Below are 22,730 nucleotides of genomic sequence, written 5' to 3' on the forward strand. Positions count from 1 at the left end.
CAATTATTTATTCCTTTTCACAAATATCAATCAGGACTCATTTAAGTCGAATTTCTATTTGAGCAATCCGAAGATATGTTTGATTTTGACTTCTTTGTGTTTCTATTAGAGGAACAAAAGATATACATATCGAGCCGAATTTTCCATTGCTCATATGGAGTTGTAAGTATTTTCAACATCTAGAAATGGGGAAACCAAATGACAATCCTAGTATTAAATCAAAATCCATATGAATTTTTCCCTTACAAAGAATGGTTAAAAGAAATGGAAAGTGATGTATTGTTTTTAACAAGTGCAAAAGTTGGGCAGCAATATTCTGATAATAATTTCCTTTATTTTGAGATTTTTGAGAACTATGAATCGGCGATCGTAGATTTTAGAATTATGCAATTATATGAGAAATACAAATTTGAATTAATTATTGTACTCCATGAATATGATATATTACGAGTCGCAAAACTGCGAGATAAATTAGGAATAAAGGGACAATCTTTTGAACATGCATTGCAATACAGAGATAAAATAAACATGAAAAGCATGGTAAAAAAGAATAGCAGTGTAAAAATACCTGCCTATACAAATGCCAGTTATCCGACTGATATCGTTCAATTTGTTGAACAACATTCTTATCCTATCATTATTAAACCTGCGGATAATGCAGGATCACTTGGAACAACAGTGATCAAAGATGAAGAAGACTTGCAACGTTTCTTCAATCAAATGAGTATGTTTCAATGGGCTACTGTACAACCTTCACATCACTTAATTATAGAAAAGTTTATAGATGGTGAAATGTATCATGTGGATGGCCTGATTCAGAACAATGAATTGAAATTAATCTGTGCATCCAAATACTTAGAAAAATCTTTGATTTACTTAGATCAAAATGATATTTCCGGCAGTTACATGCTTTCTTCAGACAATCCTCTGCAATCCAGATTAGTAGAAGAAACAAAAAAAGTACTAGGTGCTATGCCGCCAACTACGAATATGATTTTTCATGCTGAGTTTTTTCATACGCCACAAGATGAGATCGTTTTTTGTGAGATTGCAAGTCGTCCTGGTGGAGCGAGGATCATTGAGATGATTGAAGTTGCTTACCAGTATAATATAACGGAAGCATATGTCAGAACAGAATGTGGATTGGATACTAATCAGCCTTCACATCCTATTGGCAAAGTAGTGGGACATGCTGTTCCTGCACCAAAGAATGGAAAATTAATAGATGCACCAACGAACAGTCCGTTTCCTTGGGTGAAACGTTTCCGTCTAAACACCGAGTTAGGTACAACTTTTCATGGAGTGGAAAACAGCTCGCAACACATTGCTTATATGATTGTAGAGGCGAGTAATGAAGAGCAGTTACAGGAACGATTATACGAAGCAAACAATTGGTTTTATCAAGCTTGTGTGTGGGAAGTGTTATAACTAGGATCTTGGGGTGAGACATGATGAGAAAGAAAACTATATTTCCGAGATATCCTAAGTTAGTTTGGTATTTTGCAAGTATTAACTTCATCACACGATTTATAACGTTTATGATGTTACCCCTTACCATTATTTATCTTAGTAAAATCGGATATGATGAAACAGAAGTAGGCTCTATATTAGGTATTGGTTGGATACTAGGCGCATTTGGAGGTCCAATCGTTGGATATTTAGTGGATAAATTTGGCACGAAAAAAGTTTACGCTTTGATTCTTACATTATGGATTATTTCTTACATCGGATTTGGATTTTCCCAGCAATTTACTATATTGATGGCATTATCTATCGTAAATGGATTTTGTCGCAGTACAATTGAAGTAGTAATACTCAGTGGGATGTTTGCTTCTGTTCCAAAGGAAAAGCAAGCAGACATTAACAAATTTCAGTATATATTACTCAATTGGGGTACGATTATGGGTACTGCTTTTGGAGCATTCATGGGAACTTATGTGGAGCAAAATTGGTTTATTTATATTGGTTTGTTTTTTATCCTTTTACTCGTATTGGATCGAATTGTTCCCTTCCAAAATGGTAAAGCAGAAAAACAAGAACATGTACCTTTTCGGAAAGTTGCAAAAATTATCTCTCGAGATCGAACACTTCTCTTGCTCCTTTTTTCGGGTATTTGCTATATGACAGGTTATATCCAATTGGATTCTGCCATCCCAATTGCGTTAAATAATGAAAATCAAATGCATGTATATGCATTCCTCAATATTGAGAATTCTATACTTGTTGTATTACTAGCTGTGCCAGTGATGAAATTAGCCGAAAAATGGAGACCATCCGTTGTTATTTTTACGATGACTTTCTTTGTCAGTGCTTCTCTCCTTTGTTTTATGTTTAATTATGCCCCGCTATATTATATTGGCGTTTTCTTTTATACAATTGGAGAAATTGCGTTTGTTCCCTTATGGAGACAAAAAGTTGCTGAATTGGGAGGTTCCATGCAAGCTACTTATTTAGGATTGACTAATATTTCTTATTTAGGCTTTTTCTTTGGGAGCTTTTTAGGGGGCATGTTTTATGATAAGGGAGGCAGTATGCTTGTTTTTCCAGTGATGGCAATCATTGTTCAGTTTACATTTGTATTTTATATTTTTGCCGTCCAAAGCAGAAGCAAGCAACCAGAAGAAATTGTTTCTGAAGAAAAATTGGTATAAAAAAAGCAGCAACCCAAAAGGTTGCTGCTTTTTTTATTTATTAATGAGTTACAGGAGCACTTGGTGCATAAGCATGTAACATCATATTGGTAGTCTGCTCATCATATTGTGGTACTTGATAATAACCATTTTTGTTTTGCCATAAAAATAACTCATAAGCCATTTCTATTCCATTAGGAATACTATCTGCGATAACTCTGCGCACAACTGGATTGGTCACCTCTGATGCTGCAAGAGCTTTCGTAGATTGCATGCCTTTGATCAAGCTGAGCATAAAGCCAGCATAACAACCATCGTTGATCGCGTTAACTGCTTGTTTCGGTTGTTTTGGAGGTGTTTGTTTCAACCCATATACAATACTTTCATTGTTTTGATTGGCCATTTGGTATCGGTTGGTTCCATGGGCTGGATCTTGTCCTGAAGAAAATGCTTGCACTAACATGTTATATTCATCCATCATAAATTGGTATTGATTATTAGCAATTTGGATTAATTCTTGATCTTGTAAGTTAGGGCGGAAGATTGCATATTGTTCTAATGCCCCAATCACACCACTTAATATTTCATGAACATCGTTTAATTCATGACCCCCATGATTGTACTGAACAGCACCGTTTTGCATATTTTGTTGAAATCCTTCTTGTGAAAAAGGCATACATGTACCTCCTAAAATTTATTATCCTTACTTTGTCCAATTTTTAAAAGGATATGTGAAAGGAATAAGATTCTCATAAAAAAGGCGAAGTCAAGACTTGAAATAAGTATTATTTTATAATTATTATTATGTAGTAACGATAATCAATTACAGATAGGAGCATATCTTTATATGAGTAAACGCTTAACGACAAACCAAGGTTCTCCAGTAGGAGATAATCAGCATTCACGTACGGCTGGTCAGCGCGGTCCTACTTTGTTAGAAGATTATCATTTACTAGAGAAATTAGCTCATTTTGACCGGGAAAGAGTACCGGAACGTGTTGTTCATGCACGAGGTGCAGGGGCACATGGTATTTTTACCGTTTTTAATAGTATGCAAACCTATACAAAAGCATCTTTTTTACAAGCAAAAGGGAAAGAAACTCCTGTTTTTGTTCGATTCTCTACTGTTATTCATCCTGCAGGTTCGCCTGAAACTGCCAGAGACCCTCGCGGCTTTGCTACCAAATTTTACACAGAAGATGGAAACTATGATTTAGTGGGGAATCATTTACCTATTTTCTTCATTCGTGATGCGATGAAATTCCCAGATATGGTACATTCTTTAAAGCCTGCACCAGATACAAATATTCAAGATCCAGATCGATACTGGGATTTTATGACCCTTTCACCTGAATCTACACATATGCTTACATGGGTATTTTCCGATTATGGAACTCCAGCAAATTATCGTGAAATGAATGGATTTGGTGTTCATACGTTTCAATGGGTGAACAAAGAGAATAAACGCTTCTATGTGAAATACCACTGGAAACCATTACAAGATGTCAGGAATCTTACAGCAGCTGAAGCAGCAGAGGTACAGGCAAAAGACTTTAACCACGCTACCCGGGATTTGTTTGATCATATTGACAAAGGAAAATTTCCTGAGTGGGATCTATACGTTCAGTTGTTTCCAGTAGAAGATGAAGATGCATTTATCAAGAAATATGATTTTGATCCTCTTGATCCAACAAAAGTATGGTCAGAAGAAGATTTTCCTCTTCAATTAGTTGGACGCATGACACTCAATCGCAATCCTCAAAACTTCTTTGCAGATGTAGAACAATCAGCATTCTCACCAAGTGCACTTGTACCTGGAATTGAACCATCAGCGGATAAGTTACTACAAGGAAGGTTATTTTCCTATCCAGATACACAACGTCATCGCATTGGCCCAAATTATTTGCAATTGCCTATAAACTGCCCATATGCAAGTAAAGTAAATAATTATCAAGTAGATGGAAATATGCAGACGAGAACAAATATATCAACGGTAAATTATGAACCAAACCGTTATGATGATACACCAAAAGAAACAACCATCGATGTGGAAAGCGAAACACCTTTATCCGGTGCAGCTGGCAGAAAACAGATTGCGAAAACTTTAAACTTTCAGCAAGCTGGTGAATTATATCGTTCTTTTACGGAACAAGAACAAAACAATCTCATTTTGAATTTAACAAATGACCTTTCTGGTGTAGCTGAACAGACAAAACTGCTTGCTATTTGTAATTTTTACCGTGCGGATAAAGAATATGGAGAACGTCTGGCCAAGGCCTTGGGCATAGATATTGCACCATATGTGGCGAAACTATAAATAAAATTTATATCTAAAAGATGGAATCCGCTTGGAATCCATCTTTTTATTATTTGTATATGACCAATCAGGAGATCGTAATAGCTTGGACTGGGTGATTTTTTTTAGTTATTCCATGTAATTTATCTCATTTATTTAAAATTAATGTTAATAGTAATAAATATCAATATATTAGAGTATACAATATATTAATAATATATATAATTAAATTTATAAAAGAAAGGGATGATCTAGAATGAGTGTTCTTGTTTTGAATAGGTTCCCCTATATTTGGAATACTTATAATAATTTTAATAGAATTTCAAATAAAGTTGTCTTTATTAGCGATCAAAAAGTAATGGAACCATATTTTGCCGATTCATTTGCACATTATGAAGCATTTGCTAGTTTTCATAACAATGATACGGTTTCTTTGCGTGCAATTGATTTGCATAGAACCTATCAATTTGAACATATTGTTGCTGTATCAGAGTACGATTTGGTTCGAGCAGCTGAATTGAGAGAACACTTAGAAATTGATGGTCAAAAGATACACAGCGCACTACAGTTTCGCAATAAAATAAAGATGAAAGAAGCCTTAGGAGCAAAATGCCAGAAAATACGTATTCCAAAATTTAAACAAGTGGAAGATATCTTTGATCTCCTTCATTTTATAGATGAAGTTGGCTACCCCATCATTTTGAAGCCGATCGATGGTGCAGGAGCAGCAGGAATCACTGTATTGCATACGGAGGCAGATCTTTGGAAATTTGCCAAAAGCGGTCTTCACCACAAAATGGATGCAGAACAATTTTTTGATGGAGAAGAATACCATATTGATGGTGTCGTGGAAGATCATGAGTTGAAATTGATATGTGCTTCAAAATATTTAGAGCCGATGTTTCATTATCATGATCAGGCATTTATTTCAGGCAGTTATATGCTGCACAAAGATAATCCATATAAAAAACAAATAGAAGAAGCGATGGAAGAAGTCATAAGCATATTGGATTTTCCTGCTCATGCAGTGTTTCATGGAGAATGTTTGATTACACCGTCAGAGGAAATTATTTTTATTGAAATTGCATGCCGACCCGGCGGCGGACGCATATCAAAAACAATGGAAGTGGCTTATGGAAAAGATTTATTGCTTGTATCAGCAGAATTACAAGCTGGTATTGCTTACGGGCAAAATTTGCTTGGACAAGCTCCCGCCAGGCTAAGCGGTTCCGTACAGGCGATGTCAAAACAAGGAACATTGGTATCATTCCCTAAGTGTGAACCGCCGGATTGGGTTTTTGAATATATGCAAGATGTAACTGAAGGAACGTCTTTCGATGATCCTAAGAATAGTTGTGATTCAGTAGCCTCTTTTGTAGTAATTGGAGATACAGAAGAAGAGGTAAGAACACGATTACAAAACGTTCTTGAATGGTTTGAAACAAATACATTATGGGTGGCAGCAGACAAACGATCAAAAGGAGAAACGAAAGAATGACCATACTCATCCTTGGAAATTTACCTTACTTTGCTTGTCCTTTAAAACAAGTATTTTCTGATACAACAGAACATTTAGTCGTTTTGGCCTCTGATCATGTTGAGCATACGTTTGATAGAAAGGATTATCGCTACATTGAATTTTTCTCAAATTTCACCTCAAACGATCAAGTTATGCTCCGTGCCATTGAATTGCATCAAACGTATCATTTTACTGCCGTTATTGCTTTACAAGAATTTGATCTGATAAGAGCTGCAAAACTGAGGGAATATTTAGGTATTCAAGGACAAAGCGTCGCAAGTGTGATGGATTTTCGCAATAAGTGGATCATGAAGCAAAAATTACGAGAGAATGGTATCCCAGTTGCAGAAATGACCTTAGCTCAAACCGGATTAGATATTTTTCGATTTGTTGATCAATATGATTATCCGATCGTAGTCAAACCCATTGATGGTCTTGGTTCCGTATCCACTTATGTTTTGCATCATCGGGAAGAACTTGATATTTTTTTAGCAAATGAACAATTTTCGGAAGTACTAGTCGAAAAATATATTGTAGGAGATTACTTTCATATTGATGGTTGGGTGGAGAATGGGATCATTCAATTAATTACTGTGTCCAAATATAATAATGCACCACTGGCTTCGAGTTCGATGACATATCTAGGTAGTACGATGTTACATCCTCAGAATCCTTTGAGTCAGCGATTAGCTTTGGGAACCAGAAAAGTATTGGAGATTTTAGATACTCCAGTCAGTACCACATTTCATGCGGAATGGTTTCACACTCCAAATGATCAAATTATTTTTGGGGAGATTGGCAGCAGAACAGGAGGTGCAAAAGTATCTGATGCACATAAACTTGCATTCGATGCACCATTATTTGATATACATGCCAAAATTTCAGTTGGGATTTCAGGACCGGTATTGAAAGAAGAAGTGAAAATGAATCCTTCCTATCTAGCTGGCTGGCTATTGGTCAACACCAAACATGGATTATTGCATGTAAATTCTACCGCATTTCCAGAATGGGTGAAAGTTGCACAAATTACTGGGGAAGATGGCAAATCATATGATCAAGCACAATTAAGTGTTGATTCCATCGCTCAATTTGCTTTTGTCGGGAGAAGCGAAGAAGAATTGTTACATCGGTTGGATCAGCTTATTTCTATTGTTGATGGAATTTTTCGATGGGAAGATGAAACATAAGAAAAATCCCTGCTTTAAACAGGGATTTTGCCTTAAAAAATAATAAAATCTTGTATTGTTGTATCACGAATTGAGGGCAAGAGAAATTTCCTTTTTATTTTCCAATTCGTACTATTATAAACACCAATGAGTCCTTGTCCTGTATTTGGAATTTGAGAAAGAATATAAATTTCATTATTCTTTTTCTTTATTTTAAAGACAGGTTGTGGCAACTCAATTTCACGTAATATGGAAGCAGTTCTGCGATCTATTTCGGTTATATGATTACTTCCTTGATAGGAGATAAAGATGGTACGAGGAGTTATAATCAAATATTCGGGTCGTACTTGAGAGAGAGTAAGATACTTTATGGCTCTTGTTCTACAATCTATAATTGCTATTTGCTTTTGATTTTCAGTAGAAGTTAGGAAAATACGATTGTCTATAATTTGCATATCGTTTGGTTGATCTGTTTTTAATAGTAATCGGGTGTCCATTTTTCCAGAGTTACGTTTGATAATGTACACATAAGGCTTTTTTTGCTCAATGACTGTAGCAAAGACATAGATATATGTTTGGTCATAGGTTGCTATTCTTGGAAATCCTGCAACTGTTACTCTCTGTGTTTTTTTTCCATCATTCCACTCTACTGTTCCACTATGTAGACTACTGTTGTATGTGGTAACGCGAAAATTTTTATCTGCCTTTTCATAAATAGGATAAGGGAGTGTTTGGATTGCTTTTGGGTTTGAATCAGAAGCAGATAGTTGATATTTTTTATCTTCATATTGAACTGGAAGAGTGATGTTACCTGTTTTTTCCCTAATGATTTGAAATATCCCCATTGCTGGAATGTCCTCTTGAGCTATTATTTTGCCATTTTCATCGAAACGGACAAATGCACTGTCCGGCATGGTAGCATTTGTGTAAATTACACCAAAGAGACTGGGAGAAGAACTGGAAAGACTGCATCCAGTCAGTAAGAAGATTAAAATTAACCAAGGTTTGACGAAATATCGCATAACGAAATCTCCTTTAAAAAAACGATCATTTTCTTCTAACTTAGCCAGAAAATGACCGTTGGTTAGCCTTGTGAGTAATAGGCGATAGTATATGGACTTTTGATTAAATCGACTGGCCAAACGGCAGAACCACCATAGTTGAGGTTCCATCCTCTGTTATACCAGGCTCTCCATACAAGCTGTGAACAATAAAAGCGACTTGTTGTAGTAATATTAAAAAAATTATAGTTATATGACTTACCGATTTGATTGCGATTGTATTTTGCCACATAGGCGTAATCGTTGGCTGTAGCTCCTTCTACCCATAAAGCTTTCACTTTTTTAAAGCGAGTTTTCCAATCATTCACCCAGTGTCTAACTCCATTTAAACCAAGTTTTTTATTTCCAAATGACTCCACAACATAGCCAGGTACATCAGATACGATTCCCGCATGGCCCCCTGCCCATTCAAATCCCGAACTTGTTCCATCTAATGTTACTAAAATATCTCCAGGTTCACCGATTGCATTCCCTGAGACAAAGAGTGATGCCATCTGTTTGTCTTCCACTTTTACTTGTTTTACAGCAGCTTCTTTTTTTATTCGATCGAAGGGTAAGTTATTGTTCCAATGATACCGCTGTAAATATGTTTCTTTCTTCGCTTGAAGGGACAATTTAATTTTGTTAAAGTCAATAGTGGCTGCATTACCTTTGGATGGCAGCATAAATGTAAATAAGGTGATCAAAATCGCAAAAGAAAACACATATATTTTGCGCATGAAAAACACCCCTTTCCCTATTATTTTAAATGTATATTCACGAAATGTTCAATGTTTATTTTTTATTTAGGGAATAGTCATTTTCCTTTTCCGCTACTGGGAGAATATGAATAGACTAAACAAAGATTATTAGGTTGGAGGTGAGGACAACATTGCGAGAACAGGAATATAAAGACATTGCGGATTCCATCAATCAATTGGTAAATCGTCAGGCGGTAACACCAAAGAAATTAAAGAGTATTGTGAGAGAAGCAAAACATATAAGGAAGACTCAAGGTACATCTGGTTTGCTGCGTTTTGCAACTGCACTGCCCTATCAATTTTTTACCGCAAAAGAATTGGAGCATATTCAGAGCACACCACAGTATCGTGAATTATCCAATCGATTGATTGATTTATTAGTTGCAGAAGGAGTTATTTCGGCATTTGAGGCCATGTTTTTACGCAGACAGGTGTGACAAAAATAAAAAAGAAACCCACTCTGAGTTGGGTTTCTTTTATTTCGATGATTTTCAATAAATAAAATCCAAAAACTCTTCTTTGCTAATATTTCCAAAATAATGTTTCATGTTAATATCTTTTAAAGCCAGATCAAGCTGGTGGTAGTCATATAAAATTCCTTGTAAACGAACTTCGATATCGCGAATGTCTCCGACTCCAAAAAAATCACCATATATCTTACAGTTTTTAATCAATCCGTGTTCGCCAACATCCATTCGCACATCAATAGAACCAATTGGAAAGCGTTTGGTGTGCTGAACATTAAATGCGGGTGACTCCCCAAAGTTCCAGTCCCAATTCTGATATCTTTCTTTAGATATCTGGTGAATGATTTCCCAGTCATGATCCGTTAATACATACTCTGGAATCGGATGTTGACCCTCAAATATGGATGTAAGTAATTGGCTGCGGAAATCCGGCATGGGAATAGGTTTTACAAGAAATTCAGAAATATTGGCAACACGGCTGCGAACGGATTTTATTCCTTTGGATTGGATTTTTTCTTTTTTTACTTGTAATGCCTGTTCTACTCGATCGAGATTGACATTCAACATGAGTGTTCCATGACTAAACATTCTTCCTCTTTGAGAGAACTGGGCATTTCCTGATACTTTTCGACCATCTACTTCAATATCATTTCGTCCGCTTAGTTGCGCATGAACCCCCAGTTTGTGTAAAGCTTGAATTACTGGTTCCGTAAATTTACGGAAGTTAGCAAAGCTTTTTCCATCATCTTTGGTTAAAAAACTAAAGCTCAAATTACCCAAATCATGGTAGACTGCTCCTCCGCCAGATAGACGTCGAACGACATGGATGCCATGTTGACGAATATAATCAACATGGATTTCTTCTACTGTATTTTGATGTTTTCCTATAATAATTGAGGGCTCATTGATATAAAATAATAAGTAACTTTCGGTTTCGATATCCAGATGTTTGAGTACGTATTCTTCAATTGCTAGATTGATTCTTGGATCGGTTATGTTTTGATTATCGATGAACAGCAACGGGTATTTCCTCCTGTATGAATGTAAATGCTTTATTTATATGGTTATAGTTTTCCCTATTTTTTCAATCTTATCTCAGAACGAAGATCGAGCTTATGTAAAAAAAGGGGTATTTTCTCTCTTTTCCGAAATTCATCCAAAGTTAATAAATGAGAAGTGAACTTCTTTCGAAAACATGGTATTCTTAGGAAGAGTTTTACAACATAATTATAAATGAAAAAATGTAGAAACAATAGAGTATTCTATAAAGAGGTTGTGCTCGGATGGAAGACAAGAAAAAAAATAAATGGACGAACTGGTTTCTGCAAATTCCTCGTGCCATTCGTTACAATTATCTCAAACTTCTCCGTTCGCCAGAAGGAGTAAAAAAAGTTTCGCTTGGTTTCGCACTAGGTTTCGGGCTGGAGATGATTGTTTTACCTACTGCTTCACTCATCTATGTTTTATTTTACCCCATTGTTCGTTTGTGCAGAGCATCCTTTCCTGCTTCAGTTATCGGCAATGTCATCGGAAAATTAACCTTTTTGCCTGTTATTTTGCTGCCATTTTCCAAAAAGATCGGTGAATTGGTTTATCCTACACCATACAAAGATCATGTAATTCATTTTCATGAGATTTATCGCCAGTTACTCCACGGGAATTTCCATGTGTTTGGAAAGATTTTCCGCGGTGGTTTACACATTTTGATCGGACAAACGATTTTTGGTGCGATTTTAGGGTTTATCTCTTATTTTGTTATTTACCATTTGTATGAAAGACGTCGCAATAAAAGGGTAACGGACTAAGATCTCGTTAGTAGTTGTGAAATTCCTGATAATTTAATATTCTATATAAGAAAGAGAAATCGTGAATTCAATTCGAGGAGAAACCATGAGTAGTAATTTTCTTTTCCAAGGGAAAAAAATTTACTTTTCGAGGATTCCTGATTCCGATGGTTATTTCAGTGCTGATACCTGCAAAAAGATCGTGGAAGGGTTGAAAAAAGGGGATTCTCCTGATATGAAGCGAGCAGTTTTCGACTTGGAGAGTCGTTCCCAAAATCGACTTTTCAAACTTGTTCATTTCTACGATGCTATCTACGTTCGTTTTGACGATCGATCTCCGTTGAGTGATAAGGACAAGAAGATTATGGCAGGCTTCGCCTCACTGGATGAAAGAATTCGTCTGCTGTACGGTCAGTGGCGAAATGAGTCGCCTCAGAGTGCTGATCATTTGGGTTTCTAGTAGGAGAGATTGAATTCAACACTGGGGGATTCCGACCGGATTTCCCCAGCTAGAAAATAATCCTAATTTCACATAAAAAAATGACTCGCGAAACGGTCGCGAGTCCATGGTATTTTCACCAAATGGGAAAATACGAAATGGGAGAGGAGAAACCGGAGGAAGAGCTTATGGGGAAACGTAAGTCTTCTCCGCGGTTAGACAGACCTTATCGGGTACTGTCTTTATTTATTGTTGCCAAAGCTTGATTGTTTATTCAAGTTTTTGATATCTTTTATCAAGAAATATAAAAAATCAAAGGTGTAAACGATGCGAATAATAGCTGGAAAAGCAAAAGGAATACGTTTGAAAATGGTGCCAGGAAGTCATGTTAGACCAACTACTGATCGAGTGAAGGAATCACTCTTCTCAGTAATTGGTCCCTTTTTTGATGGTGGAAAAGTACTCGACCTTTTCGCGGGAACAGGTTCACTCGGTTTGGAAGCTGTCAGCAGGGGCATGGATGAGGCGATCTTTGTAGATCAGTCGTTTCCGAGTTTGCGCATTGTCAAAGAGAATGCACAGAAATGTCATCTGATGGAACAATCTACTTTTATACGAAAAGACGCTCGGACTGCATTAAAACAATTTGCAAATGAGGAAATTCGATTTGATTTGATTTTTTTAGATCCACCTTATCATCAGAATTTGCTTTTTCCTGTATTGGGTATTATCGAAGAGCACCCAATCTTAAGTGAAAATGGTTTGCTGGTTGTGGAACATCCATCTTCTTTGCAAATTACATCAGAAACAAGTAAGTTTGAATCGGTAAGAGAAATTAGTTATGGAGATACTATCATCACATTGTTGCAGCAGAAGGGAGATATCTCAAGATGAAAGTAGCAGTATATCCTGGTAGTTTTGATCCAATTACATATGGTCATCTCGATATTCTTCAAAGAGGAACGAAGGTTTTTGATAAGGTAATTGTTGCAGTATTGATCAATTCTGCAAAAAAAACATTGTTTTCGATGGAAGAACGCAAAAATATGATTGAAATTGCCATAAAGGAAATGGGTTTTGATATTCCGGTTGAAGTTGATAGTTTTGAAGGGCTGTTGGTCGATTATTTACGAAAAAAAGATATTCATGTCATTTTAAGAGGTTTACGTGCTATTTCGGATTTTGAATATGAACTCCAAATTGCTTCGATTAACCGGAAATTAGCGAAAGATATTGAAACACTATTTTTGATGACAAACAATATGCATTCTTTTATCAGTTCAGGTAATGTAAAAGAAATCGCAAAATATGGGGGGGATATATCCGATTTAGTACCTCCGCATGTTGTGAAAGCATTGCAAGCCAAACGGGAGCATATCATGATGTAGTCAACTGTCGGACGGTTTTTTGTAATAAATAACCTAACCAGATCAATACAATGATAAGCGTGAATTCTTGTAAGTAGTGCCACCAATTGTTGTTTGGTGTGATTGGAATTGCCGACCAAAGATTCAAGAAAGAAGATATATTCATTTGTTGTGGTTGGAACGTGTTCCAAAATACAAAAGTGAGAATAAATGCTAGTATGCCATGTAAAAATCTACCCAATAAATATGGTCGATAGCGAATGTCGCTTTTACTTAGAACACTTGCTACTTGAGCGTGTATAGAAAGCCCGTTCCATCCAAGAAAAAGTCCTACGAAAGCAAGTTGTATGAGAAGGGATGTATTCGGAGTATATTCGCTAATCATTTGAGAACCAATAGTCATCTCTAAAATTCCAGCTACAATGGGAATTGATAATAGATCAGAGAGGTGCAGGACGTGCAAAATGGGATGCAATACTGATGCGAGCAGGGCGGTTACCCCTACATACGTAAAAACATGAATCAGTACAGAGAAGATGATAACAAAACCGCCAATCATTAACAATGTCTGTACCGCAGATGTTACAGCTTCTCCAAGTAATTGTCCGATGGGGCGATTATCAGTTAGACGCGCTTGATGCATTGCTTGGAGGGCACGAATGATTCTTTTTCCTCCATGATTTTGGATGGGAGTTAATTTTTTGTCTCTCGCATGAAAACGCATGGATATTGCAACAATAAAACAACTGACATAGTGAACGACAGCAATGAGCATTCCAACAGAAGGGTTTTCAAAAAATCCTATCGCTATTGCACCAAAAATAAATAACGGGCCGGCTGTACAGGCGAAAGAAACAAGACGCTCTCCTTCTTCTCGTGTAATGAGATGTTGTTCCCTTAATCGAGTAGCAAGTTTTGCACCCATTGGATTGCCTGATATCAAAGCTACTGCCATGACAAATCCGCCAGAGCCTGGTACTCGAAATAGTGGTCTCATAAACGGTTCAAGAAGCACACCGATCAGATGAACAACACCAAATCCCATCAAGAGTTCAGCAGTGATGAAAAAGGGAAGCATAGCTGGAAAAACAACATCCCACCATATTTTTAAGCCTCGGAGGGAGGCTTTAAAAGCAATTTCGGGATACAATACAAGAGTGACAGCAAACAAAAGAGCAAATGTACCTAAAAAAATAGTTTTTAATTGACTTTGGTAACGGGTAGAAATCATGCCCATCGGTGTTCGCCCTCACTTTTTTCTATCGTTAGTTCATCATACGCGGTTGTCCGATATTTTATGAGTTGTCTGTCTTTCGTTTTATAGATAAAGTGAGATATAAATAGGAACATTTTTTCCTTCTAGAAAACTTGGTGGTGATATGGTGAGTCGACCTAAAATAGGCATTGCCCTGAGTGCAGGAGCAGCAAGAGGTTTCGCTCATCTAGGAGTTTTACAAGTTCTGCAAGAGGCAAATGTACCTATTGATTACATAGCTGGCAGTAGTATGGGGAGCTTTATTGGAGCTTTATATTCCAATGGTTTGGATCTAGAGATGGTAAAACATTTAGCAATGCATTTAAAACGGAAGCATTGGATTGACGTAGCTTTACCTGGATTGGGCTTTATTACTGGGGATAAAATGCAGGCGTTGACTCGATTGCTTACACATCATAAAAACCTAGAAGATCTACCGATTCCGTTAGCCATTGTTGCGACGGACCTACTCAAAGGGGAGAAGGTAGTTTTCCAAAAAGGTTCTATCGCAGATGCAGTTCGCGCAAGTATCTCTGTACCCGGAGTTTTCGAACCAGTTCCTTACAAAGATAAACTATTGGTTGATGGGGGAGTGGTAGATCGCCTTCCTATTTCTGTTGTTCGGGATATGGGGGCAGATTTTATCATCGCTGTAGATGTGCTGACCAAATCACATGATGTACAAGTGAAAAATGTGATAGATGTGATTACCCAAGCAATTACGATAATGGAAAGACAAATATTAGAAAAACAAGATCTTACGGCTGATTTTCTCGTCTCTCCTGAAGTTGGAGATATTGCGCCTACTGCATTTCATCGAGTAGAAGAATGTATAAGGAGAGGGGAACAAGCAATTCGTCCTCGCTTAGAGAATTTATTAGAAAAGTTAGCTGATTGGCAAGGGGATAAAGAACATGAGTGATTACTCAAATAATAAAACTGCTTACAGATTTTTATGGCTCTCCATTCTATTATTGATTATTGGTATATGCTTTATCATTCATGTACCATATTATGCCATGCAAGCAGGAGATGCGATTGACACAGGGGATGTTATCTCGGTTGATGGCGGATATGTAGAAAAAGGCGGGGATTTCTTCCTGACCACCGTCGCGATGAAACAAGCAAATGTATTCGACTATCTTTTGGCAAAGGTCAGTGATGATATCGAACTAGTGCCTGTTACCGAAGTTTTAGCAAAAGATGAGAATGATAAGCAATATGAACAACAGCAAGTAGAAAATATGGTTGAATCCCAACATAGCGCAGTTCTTGCCGCTTTTCATCAAGCGAAAAAGCCTGTACGTGTTACATATGAGGGCGTAGAAGTGATTGGTGTTACCACTGGCGCCAAGCATCATCTGCAGAGAGGAGATATCATCCAATCGGTTGATGGAGAAGATACACGTACAACAACAAAATTAATGGATTATTTTAAAACAAAAAAAGCAGGGGATAAAGTAAAAGTAACTGTTTTGAGAGGAAAAAGAAAAGTAGTTGATCAAGCTACGCTTATTTCATTGGCAACAGGTAATAATAAAGACAAACGGGTAGGATTAGGCTTTTTACCTATGGATCGATTACGCTCTCTAGCTTCTACGCCAAAAGTAAACTTTAAAACAAATAATATCGGCGGTCCTTCTGCTGGATTGATGTTTACATTGGAAATTTTAAATCAATTAAATCCTAATGATTTGACAAAAGGACACGAAATTGCTGGTACGGGAACCATTTCACCAACTGGGGAAGTTGGGCAAATTGGGGGAATCCAGCATAAAATCGTGGCTGCAATGGACAAAAAAGCTACCATCTTCTTCACGCCAAAAGATATTTACCCAGGCGATGACAATGAAGCTATAGCGAAAAAAACCGCGAAAAAGCTAGGCGCAAATATGAAAATTGTCCCTGTGGCAACATTAAAAGATGCAATCGATTATTTAAATAAGTTGAAGTAGAGAAAAAGGAGACTCTATTAGAAAAGAGTCTCCTTTTTTGAAATCTATATTAACGTATTATAACATTGCGAGCGAGAAAACCCACGATTTAATCGTGGGATGAAAGCGAGCGTTGAACAAGGGTAAGGAATATTCCTTACCCTCGTTCAACCTTTGGAAAAAAGCAAGGTTACAAACAAACATTCCCATGGTAATATATGTATAGTCGTGACAGACGAAAACCAAGTTTGCTCGCGGCAAAGAAGAAATCAACAAACATAAACCGTGGGGCGCACGGGGTTAGCTTGGTAATGAAATAGTCATGAGGCTATCGTCCCAAGAATCCAACGGTTTTAGCCGTATGGAGTTGTCAATTTTTCAAAAAATATCTTGTTTGTCTTCCCATTATCCATTAGCAAGAGTCAACCATTATGACTTGATTGACTCCTGTTTTTGCTACTTATTTCTTTTTCTGCCTCAGTAGCTTAAATGAGCCATCCTCAAACAGCTGTACTTGATCATCTTTTTGCAAATAAATACATGGAACATCTTTGCCCCAAATGATACGAGTATCTTCTTCGATTGCTTTATAAACGCCTTTTCCCATGTGTTCTAGTGGAAGAAACTCATCTCTAGTATAAAATCCCCAAGAACCTTGTTCGACTACATATAGTTTTCCTAATGCACCTGAATTGACAACTTCTCGATAAGGAGGTTTTAGCAGATTTGTATACGGTTTCTTAAACATTTTTCTCCTAAATCGAAGTGTTTATGGACACTATAAATATCATATCGAAAAATCGAGAGACAATCTATATGGTAAGTGTAAAGATAAATTGCTTGACACCAAAAATCGTTATCTCGTATAATTCACCTGTTAGGGAGTGGGCAGATTGATTATTACGCTAAACCAAATAAATCAAACTACAGAAGAATATTCCTTTGACGGCCAGATTTGTTTGGATGACCTAGTGGAAGAAGAGCCAAATATTGTGAAGCTAGAACCAATACGGGTGACGGGAAATGCCAGCATATTACGTGCTCATCTGTATCAAGTGACAGCGAAACAAAAATGTATCGGAAAACTAATGTGTGCAAGATGCTTGACCACGTTTCCGACCTCGTTAGAATCGTCTTGGATGGAAAAGTTTACCGATAAAAAAGAATTGGCTTGCGACACAGAGGAGGAAACGATCCATCTGATCACGGAATCACAGATCGATCTCGAACCTTTTGTTCGAGAACAACTGCTGATTTCTCTTCCTTATGCCCCTTTATGTAAGCCAGATTGTGCTGGTCTTTGTCCTGTTTGTGGAAAAAATAAAAATGAACAACCTTGTGAGTGTGATGCAAGGCGGATCGATCCAAGACTTGCAAAACTACAAGATTTGTTAACAGAAGATAAAGATTCTGCATCCTAGCACTCTTCCTTTAATTGTAGTATAATGATCAACATTGGAGTTTTTGCAGGAGGTGAATTTTGATGGCAGTACCATTTCGTCGTACATCCAAAACACGTAAAAGATTGCGTCGTACGCACTTTAAATTAAAAGTAGCAGGTATGTCTACTTGCAAACAATGTCAATCACCAAAATTGGCTCACCATGTTTGCAAAGAATGTGGTTATTATGATGGAGCAGAAGTAGAAGGCGTAGTAAAATCTTAAAGTCGGTTATACCGGCTTTTTTCTTTATGTTTCTAAGCGTTTTGCGAATCTTGTTGTCAAGTTTGTACTTTTTTTGTATACTAAATTAGGACTAGGTACTAGAATGTGGTCATAAAAGGGGCTGTTTTTGTTATGCGCCTTTCCAAAAAAAAACGGCAATCTCGATTAATCGAATCATTTCAAAAAAATCCATTTTTAACAGATGAAGAAATGGCAAAACAGTGCCAAGTCAGTATTCAAACGATACGATTGGACCGTATGGAACTAGGTATTCCCGAGATGCGAGAACGATTAAAACATATGGCAGAAAAAAGTTTTGACGAAGTGCGTTCCCTTTCTCCTGAAGAAGTTATTGGGGAAGTAGTTTCTTTGGAACTAGATCAAAGTGGGGTCTCCATTTTAGAAATCCGAGCCGATCATGTATTTGAACGAAATCAGATTGCACGGGGACATTACTTATTCGCACAAGCAAATTCTTTAGCCGTGGCGATTGTGAATGCAGACCTCGTATTGACACGTTCTGCTGCCATTCGTTTTGTACGACCAGTTAAATTGGGTGAAAAGTGTGTTGCACATGCTAAAGTAGTACAAAAACAACCAACGCGATTTCAAGTGGATGTAGAAACAAAAGTACTCGATGACATGGTGTTTCAGGGAGTTTTTGACGTATACCGTGCAACCAACTGAAAGGGGTTCGCTCATGCGAATTGCGTTAGACGCTCATGGTGGAGATAATGCACCTAAAGCGATTCTCGATGGTTTAAAGTTAGCCGCAGAGAAATGGACTGATATAACTTTTATTCTGATTGGTACTGATGATTCGTTACTAAAGGGTAACAATCTTCCAAATATACAGTTTCATAAGGTAACCGAAATAATAACTCCTGAAGATGAACCAGTAAAATCCGTTCGTAAAAAACGCGATTCATCGATGGTAGTTGGCTGTCAAATGGTTCGTTCAGGAGAAGCAGATGCATTTATTAGTGCTGGAAACACGGGAGCATTGATGACATCGGGACTTTTCTATACTGGTAGAATGAAGGGTGTGGATCGTCCTGCTCTTTCTCCTGTATTTCCCACTTTAAAAAACAAAGGTATTTTAGTGTTGGATGTAGGAGCAAATCCAGAAGCAAAAGCATCGCATCTGCATCAATATGCTGTTTTGGGAAGCATCTATGCCAAAAATGTGCTCGGTTTTGAAGCGCCAAAAGTTGGTTTGCTAAATATCGGTGCAGAAAATGGAAAAGGAACAACGCTCACCAAAGATGCTTTTGAATTGATGAAAGAAGATAGTCGTATAGATTTTGTTGGCAATGTGGAAGCAAGAGATGTGTTATACCGTCCTTGTGATGTATTGGTGTGTGATGGTTTTAGTGGCAATATATTGCTGAAGGGTACAGAAGGGGTCGCTAAAGCATTATTTGACCGTTTAAAAGCTGTTTTCACCAAAAATCTTTTAACAAAATTAGCAGCGGCTATTCTTTTGCCGCAATTAAAATCATTGAAAACAGAAATGGACTATAAAGAACATGGTGGTGCACCATTACTAGGATTGTCTGGTGCGATCATCAAAGCTCATGGATCTTCCGATGCAACAGCAATTTTTCACGCCATTCGACAAGCTCGTTTATTTGCAGGAGATAAAATAATGAAACAGATGGAAGAGAATCTACACCCTCTGAAAGGGGATGGGCGAGAATGAGAAATGTAGGAATTATAGGCACAGGTGCTTATTTGCCGGAAAAACGTTTGACAAACGCTGATTTGGAAAAAATGGTCGAAACAAGTGATGAATGGATCACTTCTAGAACAGGAATCAAAGAAAGAAGAATAGCAGCTGACCATGAAGCATCTTCCGATTTAGCTGTAAAAGCAGCAGAGCAAGCATTGCAAAATGCAGGTATTACTGCTGAACAAGTCGATCTGATTATTGTAGCAACGGTTACTCCTGACATGTCTTTTCCAGCAACAGCATGTCTTGTGCAAGAACAAATCGGAGCCATGAAAGCTGCTACATTTGATCTATCAGCGGCATGCACTGGCTTTATTTATGGAGTCTCTACTGCAACTCAGTTTATTGCAACTGGAACTTATAAGTATGCACTAGTAATTGGAGTAGAATGTTTGTCTCGAATCGTTGATTGGACGGATCGAAATACATGTGTGCTTTTTGGCGACGGTGCTGGTGCTGCAGTGTTAGGCCCTGTAAAAGAGGGGTATGGATTCCAATCCTTTGAATTAGGTGGAGATGGAAGCGGCAAGGATTTACTAAAAATTGAAGCAGGTGGTTCCCGTAAACCAGCTACAGAAGAAACAGTAGCTAACCGGATGCATACCTTATTTATGAATGGTAGAGAAGTATTTAAATTTGCCGTCAGAGTGATGACTACTGCTTCAGATGAAGTGTTATCTAAAGCCAATTTATCTGTAGATGATATTGATTTGTTTGTACCTCATCAAGCAAACTACCGCATTATTGATGCAGCGATGAAACGGTATGGATTACCAGCTGAAAAGGTAGTGGTCAATTTAGATCGCTATGGCAACATGTCTTCTGCTTCTATTCCTGTGGCGTTGCATGAAGCAATTGAAGGGGGACGTGTTTCAGAAGGAGACACTATCGTACTCTGTGGTTTTGGCGGCGGATTGACTTGGGGAGCAACGGTTTTAAATTGGGGAGGAACAATTGGTCATGAGTAAAATTGCATTTCTTTTTCCTGGACAAGGCTCACAAAAGGTGGGGATGGGAAGAGAAGCATTTGAACAATCACAAATCGCTAAAACGGTTTTTCAGCAAGCAGATAAATCTCTTTCGATGCCGTTATCTGATATTATTTTTGAAGGTCCAGAAGAAAAATTAAAATTAACGTATCATACACAACCAGCTTTATTGACTACAAGTATTGCACTCTATCGCTGGTTGCAAACAAAATTAAATATCGCTCCTGCATATGTTGCTGGACATAGTCTTGGGGAGTATGCAGCATTAGTAGCTGCTAATGCACTATCATTTGAAGATGCCGTCTCTGCTGTATATCAACGAGGGCTTTATATGGATCAAGCTGTACCTGCTGGAGTTGGTGCAATGTCCGCTGTGTTGAATCTTGATCGCGCTGTACTTGATCAAATTTGTACAGAAACGTCTTCCGCAAATTATGTTGTACAAGCAGCTAATTACAATTGTCCTGGACAAATTGTCATTTCTGGTCATGCAGAAGCAGTAAAGATTGCTGGAGAAAAAGCAATGGCAGCAGGTGCTAGAAAAGTAGTGCCGCTAGCTGTGAGTGGGCCTTTTCACTCTGCTCTGATGCAGCCTGCTGCAGATAAATTACAAGATACACTGGCTGCTCTTACATTTAAAAATGCAGAAATTCCTGTTGTGACCAATGTCACAGCCAAGCCGATAACAAATGCTGTCGATATTCAAGAAGCATTAGTGAAACAAGTTTCATCTCCTGTACTTTGGGAAGATACCATTCGGTATTTATTAGATGTTGGAGTCGATACTTTTATTGAGGTCGGATCTGGTTCTGTTCTTTCTGGCTTGACCAGAAAAGTCGATCGCAAAGTGACAATGTTAAATGTTTCTGACGAAGCTACTCTGGAAAAGTCGATTTCACAGCTTACAGTCAAACAATAGGAAGGAATGACAGAGAAGATATGGTAAGAGGAAAGGTAGCAGTAGTAACTGGAGGATCAAGGGGAATTGGTCGCTCAATTGCTTTGGATTTAGCAAAAGAAGGTGCACAAGTAATCCTTTTTTATGCAGGAAATCATTCAGCAGCTGAAGAAACAGTCTCTGCAATAAAAGATTTAGGAACAGAGGCAGCTGCTTTTCAAGTCGATGTTTCGAATAGTGAACAAGTAGAACAGGTATTTAAGCAAGTATTGACACAATTTGGACGAATCGACATTTTAGTGAATAATGCAGGAATCACTAGAGATAATTTGTTAATGCGCATCAAAGAAGAAGATTGGGATCAAGTCGTGGATACTAACTTGAAAGGTGTGTATCTTTGCTGTAAAGCGGTGATTCGTCCTATGATGAAACAAAGAAGCGGAAGAATCATCAATATTAGCTCTGTAGTAGGAGTTTCTGGCAATCCAGGACAAGCAAATTACGTTGCTGCAAAAGCAGGGGTTATTGGACTTACCAAAACAATGGCAAAAGAATTTGCGAGCCGTAACATTACTGTAAATGCAATCGCGCCAGGGTTTATCCAAACAGAAATGACAGCAGTGTTGGATGAAAAAGTAAAAGATGCGACGTTTGCATCCATCCCCATGGGCAGATTTGGTGAAGCGAATGAAGTAGCAAATGCTGTTACATTTTTAGCAAGTGATAAAGCGAGTTACATAACTGGACAAACCATTCATGTAGACGGCGGATTAGTACCTAATTAAAA

General features: G+C 37.6%; 25 protein-coding genes. 19 read left to right on the top strand and 6 right to left on the bottom strand.

The genetic code is table 11. The features are described from left to right. Window positions 1-198: 198 nt before the first annotated feature. Together AC5WOC_RS10365 and AC5WOC_RS10370 are read left to right on the top strand one after the other, a co-directional pair. Window positions 199-1,428 (top strand): ATP-grasp domain-containing protein, encoded by a 1,230-nt coding sequence (locus AC5WOC_RS10365; RefSeq protein ID WP_496055331.1) that lies wholly within the window; start codon window positions 199-201, stop codon window positions 1,426-1,428. A 20-nt stretch (window positions 1,429-1,448) separates the two neighbouring features. Next, on the top strand, window positions 1,449-2,651 hold the full coding sequence (locus AC5WOC_RS10370) for an MFS transporter (protein WP_496055332.1): 1,203 nt from the start codon (window positions 1,449-1,451) through the stop codon (window positions 2,649-2,651). A gap of 40 nt (window positions 2,652-2,691) precedes the next feature. Here the strand turns inward: AC5WOC_RS10370 and AC5WOC_RS10375 are convergent, their stop codons facing one another. Next, entirely contained in the window at window positions 2,692-3,306 is a 615-nt protein-coding gene (locus tag AC5WOC_RS10375) for a spore coat protein (protein ID WP_496055333.1), read from the bottom strand. 171 nt (window positions 3,307-3,477) lie between these two features. Between AC5WOC_RS10375 and AC5WOC_RS10380 the strand changes: the two genes are divergently transcribed. The 3 genes from AC5WOC_RS10380 to AC5WOC_RS10390 all read left to right on the top strand — a co-directional run bounded on the left by AC5WOC_RS10380 (window position 3,478) and on the right by AC5WOC_RS10390 (window position 7,632). Then, window positions 3,478-4,947, top strand: coding sequence for a catalase (locus AC5WOC_RS10380; protein WP_496055334.1), 1,470 nt, complete (start codon window positions 3,478-3,480; stop codon window positions 4,945-4,947). Between the two features lie 235 nt (window positions 4,948-5,182). Further along, window positions 5,183-6,424 (top strand): ATP-grasp domain-containing protein, encoded by a 1,242-nt coding sequence (locus AC5WOC_RS10385; protein WP_496055335.1) that lies wholly within the window; start codon window positions 5,183-5,185, stop codon window positions 6,422-6,424. Further along, window positions 6,421-7,632 carry an ATP-grasp domain-containing protein gene (locus AC5WOC_RS10390; RefSeq protein WP_496055336.1) on the top strand — a complete coding sequence of 404 codons (1,212 nt, stop codon included), beginning with the start codon at window positions 6,421-6,423 and terminating at the stop codon, window positions 7,630-7,632. Before AC5WOC_RS10385 ends, AC5WOC_RS10390 begins: the two co-directional genes overlap by 4 nt. Window positions 7,633-7,664: 32 nt before the next feature. Here AC5WOC_RS10390 and AC5WOC_RS10395 read toward each other — a convergent pair whose 3' ends face one another. Both AC5WOC_RS10395 and AC5WOC_RS10400 read right to left on the bottom strand, forming a co-directional pair. Then, window positions 7,665-8,633 (bottom strand): YncE family protein, encoded by a 969-nt coding sequence (locus AC5WOC_RS10395; protein ID WP_496055337.1) that lies wholly within the window; start codon window positions 8,631-8,633, stop codon window positions 7,665-7,667. Between the two features lie 62 nt (window positions 8,634-8,695). Then, window positions 8,696-9,391 (bottom strand): YiiX/YebB-like N1pC/P60 family cysteine hydrolase, encoded by a 696-nt coding sequence (locus tag AC5WOC_RS10400; RefSeq protein WP_496055338.1) that lies wholly within the window; start codon window positions 9,389-9,391, stop codon window positions 8,696-8,698. 152 nt (window positions 9,392-9,543) lie between these two features. On the opposite strand from AC5WOC_RS10400, the gene AC5WOC_RS10405 reads away from it, so the two are divergent. After that, window positions 9,544-9,849, top strand: a complete 306-nt coding sequence (locus AC5WOC_RS10405; protein ID WP_496055339.1) for a hypothetical protein — start codon at window positions 9,544-9,546, stop codon at window positions 9,847-9,849. Window positions 9,850-9,903: 54 nt separating this feature from the next. Here AC5WOC_RS10405 and lplA read toward each other — a convergent pair whose 3' ends face one another. After that, a complete protein-coding gene (lplA, locus tag AC5WOC_RS10410) occupies window positions 9,904-10,899 on the bottom strand; it encodes a lipoate--protein ligase (protein ID WP_496055340.1) in 996 nt (331 codons plus the stop codon). Between the two features lie 263 nt (window positions 10,900-11,162). On the opposite strand from lplA, the gene AC5WOC_RS10415 reads away from it, so the two are divergent. The 4 genes from AC5WOC_RS10415 to coaD all read left to right on the top strand — a co-directional run bounded on the left by AC5WOC_RS10415 (window position 11,163) and on the right by coaD (window position 13,490). Next, window positions 11,163-11,684: a DUF2062 domain-containing protein gene (locus AC5WOC_RS10415; protein WP_496055341.1), complete on the top strand. Its 522-nt coding sequence runs from the start codon at window positions 11,163-11,165 to the stop codon at window positions 11,682-11,684. A gap of 85 nt (window positions 11,685-11,769) precedes the next feature. Beyond that, window positions 11,770-12,123, top strand: coding sequence for a hypothetical protein (locus tag AC5WOC_RS10420; protein ID WP_496055342.1), 354 nt, complete (start codon window positions 11,770-11,772; stop codon window positions 12,121-12,123). A gap of 306 nt (window positions 12,124-12,429) precedes the next feature. Then, complete coding sequence (gene rsmD / locus AC5WOC_RS10425; protein ID WP_496055343.1) at window positions 12,430-12,996, top strand: 16S rRNA (guanine(966)-N(2))-methyltransferase RsmD; 567 nt, start codon at window positions 12,430-12,432, stop codon at window positions 12,994-12,996. Next, window positions 12,993-13,490 (top strand): pantetheine-phosphate adenylyltransferase, encoded by a 498-nt coding sequence (gene coaD / locus AC5WOC_RS10430; RefSeq protein ID WP_496055344.1) that lies wholly within the window; start codon window positions 12,993-12,995, stop codon window positions 13,488-13,490. Before rsmD ends, coaD begins: the two co-directional genes overlap by 4 nt. On the opposite strand, the gene ylbJ is transcribed toward coaD, so the two are convergent. After that, window positions 13,480-14,706, bottom strand: a complete 1,227-nt coding sequence (ylbJ, locus tag AC5WOC_RS10435; RefSeq protein ID WP_496055345.1) for a sporulation integral membrane protein YlbJ — start codon at window positions 14,704-14,706, stop codon at window positions 13,480-13,482. The two genes, coaD and ylbJ, sit on opposite strands and share 11 nt — an antisense overlap. A 142-nt stretch (window positions 14,707-14,848) precedes the next feature. On the opposite strand from ylbJ, the gene AC5WOC_RS10440 reads away from it, so the two are divergent. Both AC5WOC_RS10440 and AC5WOC_RS10445 read left to right on the top strand, forming a co-directional pair. Then, window positions 14,849-15,646, top strand: a complete 798-nt coding sequence (locus AC5WOC_RS10440; protein WP_496055346.1) for a patatin-like phospholipase family protein — start codon at window positions 14,849-14,851, stop codon at window positions 15,644-15,646. Beyond that, entirely contained in the window at window positions 15,639-16,679 is a 1,041-nt protein-coding gene (locus AC5WOC_RS10445; protein WP_496055347.1) for a SepM family pheromone-processing serine protease, read from the top strand. Before AC5WOC_RS10440 ends, AC5WOC_RS10445 begins: the two co-directional genes overlap by 8 nt. Window positions 16,680-17,118: 439 nt before the next feature. Here the strand turns inward: AC5WOC_RS10445 and AC5WOC_RS10450 are convergent, their stop codons facing one another. Continuing rightward, on the bottom strand, window positions 17,119-17,406 hold the full coding sequence (locus tag AC5WOC_RS10450) for a hypothetical protein (RefSeq protein WP_496055348.1): 288 nt from the start codon (window positions 17,404-17,406) through the stop codon (window positions 17,119-17,121). A gap of 145 nt (window positions 17,407-17,551) precedes the next feature. On the opposite strand from AC5WOC_RS10450, the gene AC5WOC_RS10455 reads away from it, so the two are divergent. The 7 genes from AC5WOC_RS10455 (at window position 17,552) to fabG (ending at window position 22,728) form a co-directional block, all read left to right on the top strand. Further along, entirely contained in the window at window positions 17,552-18,079 is a 528-nt protein-coding gene (locus AC5WOC_RS10455; protein ID WP_496055349.1) for a YceD family protein, read from the top strand. Between the two features lie 62 nt (window positions 18,080-18,141). Further along, window positions 18,142-18,324 (top strand): 50S ribosomal protein L32, encoded by a 183-nt coding sequence (rpmF, locus tag AC5WOC_RS10460; RefSeq protein WP_496055350.1) that lies wholly within the window; start codon window positions 18,142-18,144, stop codon window positions 18,322-18,324. Window positions 18,325-18,456: 132 nt separating this feature from the next. Beyond that, a complete protein-coding gene (gene fapR, locus AC5WOC_RS10465; protein WP_496055351.1) occupies window positions 18,457-19,011 on the top strand; it encodes a transcription factor FapR in 555 nt (184 codons plus the stop codon). Window positions 19,012-19,024: 13 nt separating this feature from the next. Continuing rightward, the gene (gene plsX, locus AC5WOC_RS10470) at window positions 19,025-20,026 is read left to right on the top strand and encodes a phosphate acyltransferase PlsX (RefSeq protein ID WP_496055352.1); all 1,002 of its coding nucleotides are present in this window, start codon (window positions 19,025-19,027) and stop codon (window positions 20,024-20,026) included. Then, window positions 20,023-21,024: a beta-ketoacyl-ACP synthase III gene (locus tag AC5WOC_RS10475; protein ID WP_496055353.1), complete on the top strand. Its 1,002-nt coding sequence runs from the start codon at window positions 20,023-20,025 to the stop codon at window positions 21,022-21,024. Before plsX ends, AC5WOC_RS10475 begins: the two co-directional genes overlap by 4 nt. Beyond that, complete coding sequence (gene fabD / locus AC5WOC_RS10480) at window positions 21,017-21,964, top strand: ACP S-malonyltransferase (protein ID WP_496055354.1); 948 nt, start codon at window positions 21,017-21,019, stop codon at window positions 21,962-21,964. Before AC5WOC_RS10475 ends, fabD begins: the two co-directional genes overlap by 8 nt. Before the next feature lie 20 nt (window positions 21,965-21,984). Next, window positions 21,985-22,728 carry a 3-oxoacyl-[acyl-carrier-protein] reductase gene (gene fabG, locus AC5WOC_RS10485; protein WP_496055355.1) on the top strand — a complete coding sequence of 248 codons (744 nt, stop codon included), beginning with the start codon at window positions 21,985-21,987 and terminating at the stop codon, window positions 22,726-22,728. Window positions 22,729-22,730 lie beyond the last annotated feature (2 nt).

Source organism: Shimazuella sp. NTD247, assembly GCF_059510415.1.